The following is a 15,142-nucleotide window of genomic DNA, read 5'->3' on the forward strand; positions in this document are numbered from 1 at the left end:
ACTAGTTATGTTTTATCTTTTATAGCTATTTTTTTTAGTTTTCTCTGTTATCATTCTTTTGCATTCTTCTAGCAATTGTTTTTTTAAATGATAGAATTCAGTTTCTTTTATAGAAACATCATTTACCTTATTTCTTGAAGAAATTTCTGTTTTTATAATTAATTCTCTAATTTCTATTGGCATATGCTAGTTAAATAAATCGGAAATTGAAGTGTCTTGTGTAATTACAAAATGAGTATAGGCTAGTTCGATAGATTCGATTACAATTTCGTTCTCTTGTGATTTTAAATCAGATACAGAATACTTCACAGGATAAGCATTATGAAATGTCCACATAACCGAAACTGAACCGTCCGAGTTGAACAAACTAACAGATACATCATGCGTTGTTATAGCATTGGCTAATCCTTCATCTAAAGTGCTTGCACACCAATCAATGAGTTGTGATCCTTTTGGAATTAATGCTCTTTTAAGCACTAGGTTTTGGCTTGAGGAAATAGTAGGGAGACGGTATTTAAAACGATTCTCCCCACCACATACAACTTCTTCCATACTTAACTCTTTTGAGATACCAGATACCTCTTTGAAAGCGGCATCTTCTCCTTTAAAAGAAAGCTGAAAATAAAATCCAACAGGATAATTACTTGCCATTTGTAATGATTAATTGTTCGTGAGCAATTTCAAGTGTGTCCACTGCTACTTCATTTCCATCAGATTTTAAATCGGTACTTGTAATTTTAGTAGGCCAAGCATTATTTAATTGCCATTGCATGGTGGTGTTTCCTTTTTCATCTAAAAGACGAATAATTACAGTTCTTCTTTTAATTGTATTCATATTTATTTGTGCGTGCCAATCCCAAAAACTATTATCATTAACAAAAACACCTCGTTTCATGGTAACATTTCCATATTTGGTAATACCAGGCATTTTTTCTGTTGAAAAAAGTGGGCTATTACTTTTTCGGTATTCAATGATTTGGTTTTCGACATCCATGCCAGATACTTCTTGAAATGCTACTTTTGTTAATTCGGTTCCTAGATCTACTTCAAATCGGAACTTTGGCATGGGCCATGTTGCGCCTTCTACGCTTCCGTCATCTGCTGCCATAATGTTTTATTTTTTAGATTTATTAAAATTTGTTTATTATTCTGTTTGTTTTTAGCTAGAAGTAGCCATTTGTTGTTGAAAAGTAAGTACGATAAATTCAGCAGGTCTTACAATTGCTACTTTAATAGTTACTTTCATGAATCCGTTTAAAATATCTTCAGAAGTCATGGTTGTTCCTAATCCACAAGCAACAGAAAAAGCATCTGATGCAGAAGCACCTTGAAGACCGCCTTCTTTCCAAATAGATGTTAAAAAACTGCTTATCATCGCTTTTACAGCTTCCCAAGTATTTTTGTCATTCGGTTCAAAAACATAAGCATTGGCTGCTAATTTACAAGACTGTTCTAGAAAGGTCATTGTCCTTCTAACTGGAAGATACCTCCAGTCTTGACTATTTCCATCTAAAGTTCTTGCTCCCCAAACCAAAATTCCTAAACCATTAAAAAAGCGGATAGCGTTGATTGATTTCCCTGAAACCGCATCTACATTTAAACCACCTTGTTGTGTTTCGGATAAACGAATGGGTAAAGAAGAAACTCCTACAATCGAAGTATTTGCTGGTGCTTGCCAAACGCCTTCTTGATTGTCTGTCGTGGTGATTACTCCTGCCATTCCACCACTTGGAGGTAAAATATTAGCATCAAATAAGATGTGTTTAATCATTAAACTATACGTTTTACTAGCATTGATTAAAGCATTATTGTTTTGAGTCACCGTTAATCCAGAAGACGGATTATTTATGTTTGTCATGATACTAGCAACACTTGGATTCGGATTGTCGGCAGGATTTAAGAGTGCATCAAGTTGTTTGGTATCTCCACCAAATAAATTGGTATAATCAATATCTTGATTTTGCATTATAGTAGTGCCTACAAAAGGATAATACGCAGTTCCGTAGTCTAAACCTTGAGAACCCGTATTGTTTCTAAAAGTTTCAATATCATTAGTGTACATAATAGGATCGGGATTTCTACCGCCTATAATGTCAAAAATGGCTACCGCAGTTTGCATTTCTGTACATTGTAATAACATGTTTTGCATTAGAGTACCATTGTTTTCCACGCTAAGTAATGTTGCTTCAGGACAAATGTACATAGTAGGTTCTTGTTCATTTAGTAATAAAGCTAGACCGTTTTGTAAATCAGCTAATTGTACATTTGGATTGATAATTTGTTCACCAGGGTTTATTGGGGTGTTAGATGGGGCACCATACGAACCTACCGATACAATATAAGCATCGCCACCGCCATTTTCGTAGAATAATTTAATACTATTATATAAATAATATATAGTATTTGGATCAGGTACAATGGAATAATAGGCATTATCAATAAGCATATAATCTCCTTTTGTAGGCTGACTTTTTTGTTTTACCAAATAGTACTGTGGCTGATACTGTTTCGCTGGACTCGCTGGCGGTGGTGGATCAGGGAAGCAATAAATGGCTTGAAACTCTGCAAAAGAGGTAATTTTTTGTGCTACATTAGTGTATGACTTGCCTTCATATGAAGCCTGTGGTGTATAGCCAATAAATGCAGGAACAGCTGTTGCAACAGGAACTACCGAATTTGGAAAAGCATTCAATTCGTTTATATAGACTCCTGGCGATTTAATGTTAGATTCAATCATAATTTATCATATTTGTTTTTTGTTAATTGTGTTATATATATACATACATAGGTGATGTAATTATTTTTGTTCCGTTTTCTTCATCGATTGCTATGTTTCTCGGATTTGAATTTGGTAATCCTTTGAAAATTATTTTTTTAGATTGATTTTTTAATCCTGAAGTTTCGATTAAATCAAATTTATGTTTTGGAATTTCAGTCATTTTAATAAAATTTTTGCCAGATGAAAAAAGTACTGCTTGTTTACCATTTTGTATAGTAACCATTGTAGCTTGTTCAAATTGCATAGGAGGCTTTCCACTAATTATAGCGCTTTTAAGATTGACTCCACTTTTATTTATAAAATAATACCTCCATTGTGTTGTTCTCGATTCAAAATATATTGTATAGTTGGCTCTTTGTTTGTTTTTTAGTAACGCGATTAAATCTTTAAAATAAATTTTTAGTGAGATTAAACTTGTTGTACTTTTTTGAGAAGAATAGCTCGCTGTTAATTCTCTACTTTTTTCTTTATTAATAAATTTTGAACTTGAAAATTGAATTTGTCCTATCCAATTTGTTGGAATTTCTGTAAAAAACAGAAAATTTGAATTTGTAGTTTCAATTTCAAATTCTAAACAAGAACATTTGCTTGCTTGTTCAATATAATTTAAATAATCAATGGGGTTGTTATTTATACTATTATAGAATTCAAACCCGTTGCTATTTTTTCTTATAAAGAATCCGTATCTACTTAGAAGTTTGGAAGTTTTTTGGGTAGGTTTATATACCAAACAATTACAAATATTATTTTCAAAATACTCATGGAAAACGTTTATTGAAAAAATCATATTGAATTGACTGTTCATAGTTCTTGGAGATTATTATTCGTTTCATTAATTGAAGTAGTAAAACTTTCATTATCGAATGACTGAATAGTTATCAAACGGGTTTTGTAAACAATTGAAGGTTGGTATTTCGCTCCCATTGCGGTCCATAAATTATGCATTTGATTGTAATTCAACTTTTCAATTTCGAATTCAAGTTTATTTAAACCTTGTGGAATATTTGAAAAATTACTCGCATCTAATACAGCATATGTTTGGAAAAATTGAATTACGGTATTTAGAAACTTTAAGGATTCATTATAATCATCAAAATTTGAGGTTATTAATAAGTTTAAATTGAATCTTTGCGTAGGACTCAAATCACCATAATTGCCATTAGCTAATCTTTGATTTCGCACATAAAATGGTTGTAGCGTTTCTTGCTCAATGTTAATTAAGGAAATAACCACTTTGTTCTCATTCTTTGTAGGTATCGAACCACTATTGTCTATGACATTATTCAATATTACTTTGCTTTCATCCAATTGATACATATTCTTGATGTGTTGATCAAGAACGCTACTAGTAAATTGGAGTGATTGCATTAGCATGAATTTTTTGTTATGAGTTAGACAATATGAAATGGACTTATATTTTATTTCTAATATTGTAAAGTTAGAATTGTTATATTTTATATCGTAAGATTTGGAATGTACGTTTCGTGTACATCAAATGAAAAATCATAGACAAACCATAGACATTATTATTTTTAATGAAAGTACGTCTATAATCATTTCAATAAGATAATAATATGATAATTGAATTTTGTTTTAGGAAAAAGGGATTCGAGTTGAATAGTTGATGTAATAAATTGTAGTAAAAAAGGAAATGTTATTTCTATGAAATAGATAGAGGAAAAGTGAAGTTTGAAGAAGTTAATGATTGAAGTATTTAAGATTATTTATTGTAGTAAGCATTAGATTGCTTTTAAATAGCTGTGTAAATCTAAATCTTTTGAAATTTGCAGTTTTTTCTTTAAACGATATTTGTGAGTGCGAACACTTTCTTGATTAATGCCTAATAGACTTCTAATATCATTATTTGACATATTCATCTTTAAATAGCAACAATATTTTAGATCCTTGTTTGTGAGTTTTGGATGTTTTTTGGCTAATGAAAGTAAAAAATTAGGATTTGTTTTTTCAAAATATAACTTAAAATCATTCCAAAGTTGTGTGTCATTTGCGGCTGATTTTATTGCATTTATAATAGATAATAATTCAGATCGAGTAGAATTGTCAACATTAGGACATAAAGTTTTTATACGTTCTTTAACTGTATGTAATGTCTCTATTTTCTGATCTAATTCTAAGACATATCTACTCATATTTCGGTCTGTATTAATCAAATCTTTTTCAATAGATTGACTAACTAACGAATTCATTGTTTTGGTGCTGTTTTGTTGTTTTTTTAGTAAAAAAATAGAGCGAATTAAGGAAGTGAAATGTATTTTTTTAATGATATTTTCAACAGGAAATGTGAAAATTATATTTTCATTATTCCAAGAGCAAAAATTAGAATCATATTTTTGTATGATGCATAGCATAGGAATTTCTGGCCTATTTACAAACTGATTAAAATTATTGATTGTATTTTGATTGTTCCTGAAATTGAGAATTAACAATGATGGATTGGTTGATTTTATGATGTTTAAAAAATCTGAAACACGAGAAACAGAGATGATATTTACTAAAAAATCTGGGATGTTTCCTAATAATTCAACAAGAGTTGATAAAATGTCTATTTGGTCGCAACCAATTACTATTGTTTTTTCTTCTTTCATTGTTTAAGTCGTAAATATTTAGATGAATATTTATTTCATTATTGAAATTACATTCATTATAATATTCATGAATTTTGTTCTAAAATTTTTCAAGAAGAAAAAGGTAATAGCACTTTTTAAACAAAAAACACAGAATTATTTAATCAGTATCAAATGTATCTCAAACATTCGAGATAAAATTGCGTAGAAATACCTGTTTTGGAAAAAATAATGATTATTTAATAAAGAGAAAAAGAAAGTTACTTAGAATGAAATATAAAAATGTCTTATAAGTTTTCCAATTGTTCCAAAACAGTTTTCCTATAGCTTCTACTAATTGGTAACGACTTGTGATTAATCTCTACATATTCATTAGTGAAAGAATCAATTTTTGCAATGGCAATTAAAAAAGAACGATGAATTCGAATAAATTTCTTTTTAGGTAGTTTTGCTTCAATATTAGAAATGGTTTCTCGTGTAACTATCATTTTGTCTGCCGTAATGATTTTAATATAATCACTTAAACTTTCAACATAAAGAATAGCGTCAAAATCTATTTTAATCATTTTTCTGTCCGATCTAACAAATATAAATTCACTTTCTTCCGCAACACTTTCTCGAATTGTTGGTGTTTCAATAGGAATATTTTCTCCGATGAATTTATTAACCGCTTGTAGAAATCGATCAAACGAGATTGGTTTTAATAAATAATCAACAGCTTGAAGATTAAAACCATCTACAGCATATTCGCGATAAGCAGTAGTAAAAATAACTTTACTGTTTTTATTGATAGATTTTGCGAATGATAATCCGGATATTTCAGGCATATTAATATCAAGAAAAATTAAATCTATTTTAGTGGTGTTAATAATGGTAAAGGCTTCAATAGCATTCTTGCAACACCCAGAAACGAGTAGCGTTGGAATTTTAGACAAATGCGACTCGAGAATTTCACGAGCGGTAATTTCATCATCTACAATTAAGCAATGGTACACTTTATTCATGTTTTTCAAGTTGAATTTTTAAAGTTACAATAAAAAAAGCATCAATTATTTCAATGATTAATTCATGTTTTTCAGGATACAATAATTGAAGCCTTTTTTTTATATTTTCTAATCCAATACCCGAAGAAACATTTGTTGAAGTATCAATAAAACTATTCTTGCATTCAAATTGAAGATTACTATCTGTAATAGTTAATTGAATTTCAATTGTTAAAAAATGATTTACAATACTACCATGTTTGAAAGCATTTTCAATGAAAGGCATAAACAACATGGGCGGAATTTCTAAAAAAGTATTGTCTATTTTGTTATTGAAAGAAACCTGAAGTCGGTCTTTAAAACGTATTTCTTCCAATTCGATATACTCTTTAATGTGAGCCACTTCTTCACTGATTTGGACTTTCGGTTTTTGAACCTGATAGAGTATGTAATCTAATAAATTAGAAAGTTTTAAAATGATATCTGGTGTTTGTTCCGATTTTTTTAAGGCAAAACCATAAATAGTATTCAATGTGTTGAACAAAAAATGGGGATGAATTTGCTTTTTTAAGTAGTTCAGTTCTTGCTGTTTAATTTGTAAATTAGTTTCTAATATTTTGTTTTCTAATGTTTTAAATTTAGATTGCACATTGAAATTGTGCTTTAATAAGGAAACAAAACTGGTTAAGCCAACGACAAGATAAACAAGAATTAATATAAAAATGAAATTTCGTCCCATTGGAGGTACTTTGGAAATTTCTAATTGTGTAATAAAAATAAAACTACCATAAATCGCAAGTACAATTAAATAGGTAGAAAGTACTAAGGTATAAAAACCATAAAGGCCAAGTTTGAAATATTGTTTAGTCAAGAGGTATTTTGGAATTAATACATAGGTAGTAATATAAGTTGTGATAATAGTAATGGGCAAAAGTAAACTAGAAAACCAAGTAATATAAACCGTATCTGTAGAATTGTAGCTAAAAAAATACACAAAAAAGAACCATACACCAATCCAGAAAAAGAAATGGATAAAAAAAGATTTAGTGGTATCAAGTATATTAGTAAACATGTTAGCAAGATAAATAAAATAGTAAAGATGTAAGATTGTTTTGCGATAGATGACTCTTTTATATCTCGATTTAGTAAATTAGTAGCATAGAATAACCAATTTAAAACAAAATAGGTTAAAAAGAGTAGTAAACTGTCTATCCATCGCAAATAAAACAGACAGAAGAGATAGTACAATACTTTTGAGGTATTACTAATCTTAAAAATATAAAATTATGATTTTAGACAGAATTTACGAAGGAGGACCTTTTTTTATGGTGCCGATTGTTTTTTTATTAATAGCAATATTGTTATTGACTATTTTTGGAATTTTGAAGACCAATAAAAACAAAAAGGCAGTTAGTCTTATTAGTTCACTAAGTTTTTTCGTTTTGGTTTGGGGGTTTCTAGGTCAGTCAATTGGATTGATTGGAGCTTTCGATGCGATACAAGATTTGGGCAACATCTCAATAGATATTTTAGCTGGAGGGTTGAAAATTTCTTTTTTACCTGTAGTTTTTGGAATGTTTACTTTTTTAATAGGAAGAATAGGCATTATAGTGTTGACTATTTTGGATAAAGAATAGTAAAATAATAAGAAACCTGTTTTTTAAAATAAAAAGGCAGGTTTTTTTAATACATTTATAAAGCAATAAATTTCTATATTTAGGCTGTTTTTAAAATAAAATTGTGCAATATATACTTGTTTTTTTGGGCTTAGCCTTTTTGCTTTTTTTTACCTATAATGTAGCTATAGAACCAATCTATGCCTTTTTCTTTAGGAAACCCATTTATGTTCATTTTTATCTTTTTCCAAAGAAATTAAAAATGGCACAAATTCAAGTGCTGCATAATCAATTTCAGTTCTATAAAAAGCTTAGTCCTAAAAAGAAAATCTATTTTGAACATAGAGTTGCAACTTTTATAGAAAAATACACTTTTCATGGTAAAGAAGGTTTACAAGTAACCGATGAGATGAAAATACTGATTGCTGCAACTGCTGTTATGTTAACTTTTGGAATGAGAAATTACCTTTTCACAGTAATAGATAAAGTTATTATATATCCAGATGTCTATTATTCGACAATCAATAACGAAATGCACAAAGGAGAATTTAACCCGAGGATGAAAGCAATTGTCTTTTCATGGAAGCATTTTGTAGAAGGTTATAGCATTAATAATGATAATCTTAATTTAGGATTGCATGAATTTGGGCATGTAATGCACTATCAAGGATTGAAAAACACAGACACTTCTGCAACAATATTCACAGTTACTTATGAAGAAATAATGGAAGAAGTGAAGTTTCCAGCTAATTATAAAAAATTAACAGAATCCAACTATTTTAGGATTTATGCCTATACCAACGAATTTGAATTTATTGCAGTAATACTAGAACATTTTTTTGAAACACCACATCAATTCAAACAAGAGTTTCCTCAATTATTCGATAAAGTAAAGGTAATGATAAATTATACCGAAAGGATTTAAAAAAAACACTTCTTTTTTAAAGGATTAAAACACATAAGATATAAAAAAAATAATCTTAAAACATGATTTTTGTTATGTTTTAGATGTAATCCCTATTGTAAATTTGTGATATAGAAAATAAGGTTATAAGCAATATGAATTGCAAAAATAATAATGATTAGAAAGGAATATAATTAGTTATTACTAAAAAATAAATTTTAAAAGATATGAAACAGAATGTTCCAGTATCGACAATTATGACAAAAAATGTTATAAAGTTGAATAGCACAGATGATCTTACCAAAGCAGAAAAACTATTTAAGAAAAACTCAATAAGGCACATTCCAGTAGTTAACGGGAATAAGATTATAGGAATGTTGAGTTATACTGATCTTTTACGAATTTCTTTTGCAGATGCAATTGGAGATGATGAAGATATAGTAGATGTAACGGTTTATAATATGTTTACTATTGAGCAAGTAATGGCAAAACGACTAGTGTCTGTTTCTCCTGAAACTACTATAAAAGAAGCTGCGGAAATTTTAGCAACCAAAGAGTTTCATGCGTTGCCTGTTACAGAAGGAGATTTGCTAGTAGGTATTCTAACAACTACCGATTTAATCAAATATTTAATTAATCAATATTAAAAAAAAGCCGTCAAAAATTTAATTTCTGACGGCTTTTTAAATTTATCTGGAAACTTATTGTGTAATTTTCTTCAAATCTGCAATAGTTGCAATTGGATCTTGAGCTCCAAAAACATAACTACCAGCAACCAAAACATCAGCACCAGCTTCAACTAATTGTTTGGCATTTTTATTGGTTACACCACCATCAATTTCAATTAATGTAGTAGCACCATTCCTTGTAATAATTTCTTTCAATTGCGCTACTTTTTTATAGGTGTTTTCAATAAAGGATTGTCCTCCAAATCCAGGGTTAACACTCATAATGCACACTAAATCAATGTCTTTAATTGTGTCTTCTAGTAGGGAAACGTTAGTATGTGGGTTAATCGCAACACCTGCCTTCATTCCTTCGGCTTTTATAGCTTGTAATGAGCGATGTAAATGAGTGCAAGCTTCATAATGTACTGTCAAAATATCAGCTCCTAATTTTTTAAAAGTACTAATATATCTATCAGGATCAACAATCATTAAATGCACATCTATTGTTTTGTTTGCATGTTTAGAAATAGCATTTAAAACAGGCATTCCAAAAGATATGTTTGGAACAAAAACACCATCCATAATATCAATATGAAACCAATCGGCTTCACTATTGTTTATCATTTCAATGTCACGTTGTAAATTAGCAAAGTCTGCTGCTAATACAGAAGGGGCAATAAGTGTGTTTTTCATAATATAAAAAAAGAGTTAGTGTTGTGCGATTTTTATTTTAAAAAAATCAGGATTATTAGTTGAGGTGCAAATTTAGTTATTTAATTATAAATCAAATAATGTAAGTGTGAAATATATGATTTAATAAGTATTCTAATTTAATTGTATAAAATGTTAATTTTTAACAGCGTCTAAGCTTTTTTTTTTAATTTTGGCAAACTAAAAATCTTATCATGAGGCTTTTGTATGTTAAAATGTTTTTTTTGGTTTCAATATCGCTTACAGCCCAAGTAGGTATTGGGACAACTACTCCAAATACTTCTTCTGTACTAGATGTTAATTCTCCTGATAAGGGAGTTTTGCTTCCTAGAGTTGATTTAATTTCTGCTACAGATATAGTTACAGTTTCATCCCCCATTAAAGGGCTTTTAGTATATAATAAAGGAACTGCGGGTTTGTCTCCAGCAGGTATGTATCGATGGAATGGTGCAAAATGGAATATTGTTCTAGATAACTCTTCTGCGACTCTTCAAGGTGGTGCAGTTGGAAACCCTTTTTCAAATACGGTTGTCAGCCTTCGAAATCGCCCACTAGTAATGTCTTCTCCAGCAGCTAATCAGTTATTAAGATTTAATGGAACTTCATGGGTGAATTCAAATGATGTTTCTAGTCAAAATTGGTTATTGACAGGAAATTCATTTACTAATAATACTCACTTTCTAGGAAATACAGACGATGTGAAAATGACATTACGTTCATTTAATCAACCTTTTTTTGAATTTGGAAGAAGACAAACGCTTGGCTTAACTCAAGGATATACTGATTATACAAATAATAACCAATTGGTTACTTATCTAAGAAGCGCAATTCAATTTGAAGCACCTGGAGCTTCGTTTTACAAACCATTATTTTTTGTTACAAACAATGGGAACTTTAGGCTAAAAGGTAGTGCGGCTGGAACCGATTATTTTGAGTTAGGTGCAGCAGGATCTACATCGAATGACGGTTCTGTTGAGTTTATTATTGGAGATGATGGAGAAGAACCAATTGTGTTTGAAAAATTCAATACTACTGCTTCAAAAGTAGAAATGTTTCGCATGCAAGGAACTGGATTGAATACTGATGTGAGAGTTGCTCTAGATAATAATGGAGCGGTAGCTAATTCAGTTTTTCAGAGTAATGGTTCTGTTTCAAAAAGCATCATAACAACGGCTACGAATATAACATTAAATGAAAATCAATATACAGTAGTGTTTGATGGAGGAGCGTCTTCGGTTGGAGTAACGCTTCCTGCAGCCGCTACTGCAATTGGAAGAACATACATTATTAGAAATACTTCTGGAAGTTCTAAAACTATTTCAGGTTATATTAATGAATTTGGTGTTACAGTGACTTCAATTTTAAATAATTCTGTTATTTGGATTCAATCTGATGGAACAAATTGGATTTCGATATAATTTTTATGTTGTCAATTAAGCAAAAATATTCTTCACACTATTACAACAAAACACATTTTACTAAAATGAGACTAAAATTTACTTTATTAGCTAATCTTATATTTTTTTCTTTTATTTCAAATGCACAGGTAGGAATTGGGACTACAGCACCAGATCCTTCTGCAATTTTGCATCTGGAGTCAACATCGAAAGGGTTTTTATTACCCAGAGTAGCATTAAATTCTGCTACAGATGTAACAACAATTACTACACCAGCAAATGGATTAATTGTTTATAATACTGGTTTAGGAGGTTTAACTACAGAAGGAATCTATCAATGGAAAGGAAGTAATTGGAATCTTGTGCTAGATAGTGGTACAACATTGAATGGAGATGTTAAAGGAAGTATAGGTAGTAATGTGGTTACTGCATTACAAAATGTACCAATTTCAACTGTTGCACCAACGACTAACCAAATACTTAGATTCAATGGAACAGAATGGATACCTTCGAATGATGTGTCTAGTCAAAATTGGTTGTTAGGAGGGAATAGTGGAACAAATCCAAGCACTAATTTTTTAGGAACAATTGATGATGTTAAAATGCAATTGCGATCTAATAATCAAAATGTGTTAGAGTTTGGAAATAGAGGTACTTTAGGGTTGGTTCAAGGAATTACAGATTATACAGATCCTAACCAAAAAGTGACACATTTAAAGAGTGCATTGCAGTTTGAAGCACCAGGGGCGTCTTTTTATAAACCATTATTTTTTGTAGATAATGATGGGAATTTTAAATTAAAAGGAAGTGCAGCAGGGACTGACTTTTTTAGTTTAGGTTCAGCAGGAACATCTAATAATGGATCATTAGAGTTTCAAATTGGAGATGATGGAAACGAGCCAATTGTTTTTAAGAAATATAATTATAATACAGCTACCTATGTAGAAATGATGCGTATGCAAGGTACTGGATTGAACACTAGTGTTAGAGTTGGAATAAATACTTCTGGAGCTGTTGCAAATTCAACATTTCAAGTTGTAGGCTCTCAATCTAATAGTATAACTAATTTTTCAAGTCCAAATCCAGTAATAAATGACACACATTATACTGTTGTTTTGCGCCCAGGTGTTTCGGGGACAGTAACTTTACCTCCTGCATCAACATGTGTTGGTAGAATTTATTGTATTAGAAATACTTCTGGAGGTGCGTTAAGTATTAGCGCTTACAGGAATTTATCAAATGCTAGTGTAACTGTATTAGCCAGTGCTACTTTGATTCAAATTCAATCAGACGGAACAAATTGGTTGCAAATTAGATAATATAGAGTAGTTAAAATAAAAGAACGAGTATAACGAAAAGGTTATACTCGTTTTTTTATTTCTTAAAATAAATCCAACTAATTGTAGCATTGTAAAAGAGTTAAAATATTTTTTGGTTGATAATTGAAATAAAAAACCACGGTAATCAGCCGTGGTTTCAATCATCAATCAAAAAACGAACAGTTATTGAAACTGTTGTTGTTGTTATTTAGGTTTATTATCCTAAATAGGTTTTTAATATCTTACTTCTAGAAGTATGCTTTAATCTTCGAATAGCTTTTTCTTTAATTTGACGAACACGCTCACGAGTTAAATCGAAAGTTTCTCCAATTTCTTCAAGAGTCATTGGGTGTTGGTCTCCTAAACCAAAATACAAACGAACCACATCAGCTTCTCTTGGAGTTAATGTTTCTAAAGCTCTTTCAATTTCGGTTTGTAAAGATTCATGTATTAACTCTCTGTCTGGGTTTGGAGATTCACCAGAACGTAAAACGTCATAAAGGTTAGAATCTTCACCTTCAACAAGAGGAGCGTCCATTGACAAATGACGACCAGAGTTTTTCATAGACTCTTTCACATCATTAACCGTCATGTCTAGTTCTTTTGCAATTTCTTCAGCAGAAGGAGCGCGCTCACTAGATTGCTCTAGTAAGGCATACATTTTGTTAATTTTATTAATCGATCCAATTTTGTTTAATGGTAAACGCACAATACGAGATTGTTCTGCTAATGCTTGAAGAATCGACTGACGAATCCACCAAACAGCATAAGAAATGAATTTAAAACCACGAGTTTCATCGAAACGTTGTGCTGCTTTAATAAGTCCAAGATTTCCTTCGTTAATTAAATCGGGTAGGGTAAGTCCTTGATTTTGGTATTGTTTAGCAACCGATACTACGAAACGTAAATTAGCTTTTGTTAGCTTCTCTAGTGCACGTTGATCACCTGCTTTTATGCGCTGTGCTAGTTCTACTTCTTCATCTGCAGTAATAAGGTCAACTTTCCCAATTTCTTGTAGGTATTTGTCTAAGGAAGCAGTTTCACGATTCGTTACCTGCTTGGTAATTTTGAGCTGTCTCATTTATTTTCCCTCTTAATTTTAAGTGTTCTGTTTGTTATACGTAAGATGTTACAAAAAAGTTACAAAAAAAATAAAAAAAATTATTCAGCTATAAAGTTTTTTATTTTGTTCTTGTAAAAGTCTATTTTTTGATACATTTTATTGAAGAATATTTTTCGATCCTTTTTGCCAGATTGATTTAGTGATTTTGAATTATATAATTGATTTAGAATATATTTTTGTTGTTCTTCACAGGTTTTTTTGTCTGAAGTAACATAATAACCAATTGCATTATAGGGTAAGAAAAAAGATGATTTTTCTTCGGAAGAGAATAAAGCAGAATTATTTAAGATTAAGAGTTCATTATAATAAAGTTGAAATTTTTCAGAATCTAACTCACATTGTTCTTCAATTTTTTTTATTATTGTGTCTAAGTCCTCAATAATATTAATTGCGTTTTTATAGTTAAGTAACCCAGCTTCAAAAAAATAATTTACTTGTTGAAGAGAACTGTTGATTGTTGTATCGTTCCATATTTCAACTCTTTTTGCATCTTCAAAGAATTTTTTTAGAGGAATATTTTCACTCATTATAGATTCTTCAAAAATGAATTCCTCATAACTAGATGTTTGTTCTTTATTTAATAAATTAAACCAAATGAAAAATTTAAACTTAGAAAAAACAGTTCCAGCAACGGCATAATTCATAGGAATATCTTTTGCAGCATAATATACGGTAGCTTTTTTTGGGTTTATAGTTGAAAGTATTTGATTTGTTTTTTCAAAATAATTTTTAAAATCATAAAGTGTTTCAATTTTTTTTGTTTTTTCAATTATTAAGTGGTTTTTATTGCAATATAATTCATCCATAGAAATGGAGTAATGTTGACATAATAGGATTGTTTCGTCAATCGAAAATTTACTCTTTAGTGAAACTCTTCTATGCGATGCATCATAGCTGATGCCTAAAACTTTGGAAATTTCTTCGAGTAATGATTTGTCTAGAACTTTCTTCTGTATTGTTTTAAGCAATAATTCTTGATTTTTCATTTTGTGATTTTCACAAATATAAATATAAAAATTATTATTTAATGCAAATTTGTTTGTGATTAATGCGTTAG

The 15,142-nt window shown here is 30.1% G+C and carries 17 protein-coding genes; 5 read left to right on the top strand and 12 right to left on the bottom strand.

The genetic code is table 11. From position 1 onward, the window contains the following. Nucleotides 1-12: 12 nt before the first annotated feature. From ACZ49Z_RS10490 to ACZ49Z_RS10530, 9 genes are all read right to left on the bottom strand, one after another. Nucleotides 13-183, bottom strand: coding sequence for a DUF5908 family protein (locus tag ACZ49Z_RS10490; RefSeq protein WP_464304273.1), 171 nt, complete (start codon nucleotides 181-183; stop codon nucleotides 13-15). Nucleotides 184-186: 3 nt separating this feature from the next. After that, the gene (locus ACZ49Z_RS10495; RefSeq protein ID WP_464304274.1) at nucleotides 187-651 is read right to left on the bottom strand and encodes a phage tail protein; all 465 of its coding nucleotides are present in this window, start codon (nucleotides 649-651) and stop codon (nucleotides 187-189) included. Next, nucleotides 641-1,108: a phage tail protein gene (locus tag ACZ49Z_RS10500; RefSeq protein WP_464304275.1), complete on the bottom strand. Its 468-nt coding sequence runs from the start codon at nucleotides 1,106-1,108 to the stop codon at nucleotides 641-643. The genes ACZ49Z_RS10495 and ACZ49Z_RS10500 overlap by 11 nt, the downstream gene beginning before the upstream one ends. Before the next feature lie 51 nt (nucleotides 1,109-1,159). Further along, the gene (locus ACZ49Z_RS10505; protein WP_464304276.1) at nucleotides 1,160-2,737 is read right to left on the bottom strand and encodes a phage tail sheath family protein; all 1,578 of its coding nucleotides are present in this window, start codon (nucleotides 2,735-2,737) and stop codon (nucleotides 1,160-1,162) included. A gap of 31 nt (nucleotides 2,738-2,768) precedes the next feature. After that, nucleotides 2,769-3,566, bottom strand: a complete 798-nt coding sequence (locus ACZ49Z_RS10510) for a hypothetical protein (protein ID WP_464304277.1) — start codon at nucleotides 3,564-3,566, stop codon at nucleotides 2,769-2,771. 14 nt (nucleotides 3,567-3,580) lie between these two features. After that, nucleotides 3,581-4,147, bottom strand: a complete 567-nt coding sequence (locus ACZ49Z_RS10515) for a Pvc16 family protein (protein WP_464304278.1) — start codon at nucleotides 4,145-4,147, stop codon at nucleotides 3,581-3,583. Between the two features lie 371 nt (nucleotides 4,148-4,518). Further along, nucleotides 4,519-5,385 carry a helix-turn-helix transcriptional regulator gene (locus ACZ49Z_RS10520; protein WP_464304279.1) on the bottom strand — a complete coding sequence of 289 codons (867 nt, stop codon included), beginning with the start codon at nucleotides 5,383-5,385 and terminating at the stop codon, nucleotides 4,519-4,521. A gap of 266 nt (nucleotides 5,386-5,651) precedes the next feature. Beyond that, entirely contained in the window at nucleotides 5,652-6,368 is a 717-nt protein-coding gene (locus ACZ49Z_RS10525) for a LytR/AlgR family response regulator transcription factor (protein WP_464304280.1), read from the bottom strand. Next, entirely contained in the window at nucleotides 6,361-7,419 is a 1,059-nt protein-coding gene (locus ACZ49Z_RS10530; RefSeq protein ID WP_464304281.1) for a sensor histidine kinase, read from the bottom strand. The genes ACZ49Z_RS10525 and ACZ49Z_RS10530 overlap by 8 nt, the downstream gene beginning before the upstream one ends. A 214-nt stretch (nucleotides 7,420-7,633) precedes the next feature. Between ACZ49Z_RS10530 and ACZ49Z_RS10535 the strand changes: the two genes are divergently transcribed. From ACZ49Z_RS10535 to ACZ49Z_RS10545, 3 genes are all read left to right on the top strand, one after another. Next, entirely contained in the window at nucleotides 7,634-7,984 is a 351-nt protein-coding gene (locus tag ACZ49Z_RS10535; protein WP_464304282.1) for a MotA/TolQ/ExbB proton channel family protein, read from the top strand. Nucleotides 7,985-8,225: 241 nt separating this feature from the next. After that, nucleotides 8,226-8,888 (top strand): zinc-dependent peptidase, encoded by a 663-nt coding sequence (locus tag ACZ49Z_RS10540; protein WP_464304283.1) that lies wholly within the window; start codon nucleotides 8,226-8,228, stop codon nucleotides 8,886-8,888. Between the two features lie 206 nt (nucleotides 8,889-9,094). Then, the gene (locus ACZ49Z_RS10545; protein ID WP_464304284.1) at nucleotides 9,095-9,514 is read left to right on the top strand and encodes a CBS domain-containing protein; all 420 of its coding nucleotides are present in this window, start codon (nucleotides 9,095-9,097) and stop codon (nucleotides 9,512-9,514) included. A 54-nt stretch (nucleotides 9,515-9,568) separates the two neighbouring features. On the opposite strand, the gene rpe is transcribed toward ACZ49Z_RS10545, so the two are convergent. Next, nucleotides 9,569-10,228 carry a ribulose-phosphate 3-epimerase gene (gene rpe / locus ACZ49Z_RS10550; RefSeq protein ID WP_464304285.1) on the bottom strand — a complete coding sequence of 220 codons (660 nt, stop codon included), beginning with the start codon at nucleotides 10,226-10,228 and terminating at the stop codon, nucleotides 9,569-9,571. Between the two features lie 242 nt (nucleotides 10,229-10,470). Here rpe and ACZ49Z_RS10555 point away from each other — a divergent pair, with 242 nt between their 5' ends. Together ACZ49Z_RS10555 and ACZ49Z_RS10560 are read left to right on the top strand one after the other, a co-directional pair. After that, entirely contained in the window at nucleotides 10,471-11,664 is a 1,194-nt protein-coding gene (locus tag ACZ49Z_RS10555; protein ID WP_464304286.1) for a hypothetical protein, read from the top strand. A gap of 65 nt (nucleotides 11,665-11,729) precedes the next feature. Further along, entirely contained in the window at nucleotides 11,730-12,962 is a 1,233-nt protein-coding gene (locus ACZ49Z_RS10560; RefSeq protein WP_464304287.1) for a hypothetical protein, read from the top strand. 217 nt (nucleotides 12,963-13,179) lie between these two features. On the opposite strand, the gene ACZ49Z_RS10565 is transcribed toward ACZ49Z_RS10560, so the two are convergent. Together ACZ49Z_RS10565 and ACZ49Z_RS10570 are read right to left on the bottom strand one after the other, a co-directional pair. After that, nucleotides 13,180-14,043, bottom strand: a complete 864-nt coding sequence (locus ACZ49Z_RS10565; RefSeq protein WP_045967558.1) for a sigma-70 family RNA polymerase sigma factor — start codon at nucleotides 14,041-14,043, stop codon at nucleotides 13,180-13,182. 80 nt (nucleotides 14,044-14,123) lie between these two features. Continuing rightward, nucleotides 14,124-15,071, bottom strand: a complete 948-nt coding sequence (locus tag ACZ49Z_RS10570; RefSeq protein WP_464304288.1) for a hypothetical protein — start codon at nucleotides 15,069-15,071, stop codon at nucleotides 14,124-14,126. Nucleotides 15,072-15,142: the final 71 nt, after the last annotated feature.

It is taken from the genome of Flavobacterium sp. KY-23415, assembly GCF_055384985.1.

What these genes read in the sequence shown, in the direction of transcription:
- ACZ49Z_RS10495 (WP_464304274.1), bottom strand. Translation starts at nt 651, where the DNA reads ATGGCAAGTAATTATCCTGTTGGATTTTATTTTCAGCTTTCTTTTAAA.
- ACZ49Z_RS10545 (WP_464304284.1), top strand. Translation starts at nt 9,095, where the DNA reads ATGAAACAGAATGTTCCAGTATCGACAATTATGACAAAAAATGTTATA.
- ACZ49Z_RS10520 (WP_464304279.1), bottom strand. Translation starts at nt 5,385, where the DNA reads ATGAAAGAAGAAAAAACAATAGTAATTGGTTGCGACCAAATAGACATT.
- ACZ49Z_RS10515 (WP_464304278.1), bottom strand. Translation starts at nt 4,147, where the DNA reads ATGCAATCACTCCAATTTACTAGTAGCGTTCTTGATCAACACATCAAG.
- ACZ49Z_RS10500 (WP_464304275.1), bottom strand. Translation starts at nt 1,108, where the DNA reads ATGGCAGCAGATGACGGAAGCGTAGAAGGCGCAACATGGCCCATGCCA.
- ACZ49Z_RS10490 (WP_464304273.1), bottom strand. Translation starts at nt 183, where the DNA reads ATGCCAATAGAAATTAGAGAATTAATTATAAAAACAGAAATTTCTTCA.
- rpe (WP_464304285.1), bottom strand. Translation starts at nt 10,228, where the DNA reads ATGAAAAACACACTTATTGCCCCTTCTGTATTAGCAGCAGACTTTGCT.
- ACZ49Z_RS10560 (WP_464304287.1), top strand. Translation starts at nt 11,730, where the DNA reads ATGAGACTAAAATTTACTTTATTAGCTAATCTTATATTTTTTTCTTTT.
- ACZ49Z_RS10525 (WP_464304280.1), bottom strand. Translation starts at nt 6,368, where the DNA reads ATGAATAAAGTGTACCATTGCTTAATTGTAGATGATGAAATTACCGCT.
- ACZ49Z_RS10530 (WP_464304281.1), bottom strand. Translation starts at nt 7,419, where the DNA reads ATGTTTACTAATATACTTGATACCACTAAATCTTTTTTTATCCATTTC.
- ACZ49Z_RS10505 (WP_464304276.1), bottom strand. Translation starts at nt 2,737, where the DNA reads ATGATTGAATCTAACATTAAATCGCCAGGAGTCTATATAAACGAATTG.
- ACZ49Z_RS10535 (WP_464304282.1), top strand. Translation starts at nt 7,634, where the DNA reads ATGATTTTAGACAGAATTTACGAAGGAGGACCTTTTTTTATGGTGCCG.
- ACZ49Z_RS10565 (WP_045967558.1), bottom strand. Translation starts at nt 14,043, where the DNA reads ATGAGACAGCTCAAAATTACCAAGCAGGTAACGAATCGTGAAACTGCT.
- ACZ49Z_RS10570 (WP_464304288.1), bottom strand. Translation starts at nt 15,071, where the DNA reads ATGAAAAATCAAGAATTATTGCTTAAAACAATACAGAAGAAAGTTCTA.
- ACZ49Z_RS10540 (WP_464304283.1), top strand. Translation starts at nt 8,226, where the DNA reads ATGGCACAAATTCAAGTGCTGCATAATCAATTTCAGTTCTATAAAAAG.
- ACZ49Z_RS10510 (WP_464304277.1), bottom strand. Translation starts at nt 3,566, where the DNA reads ATGATTTTTTCAATAAACGTTTTCCATGAGTATTTTGAAAATAATATT.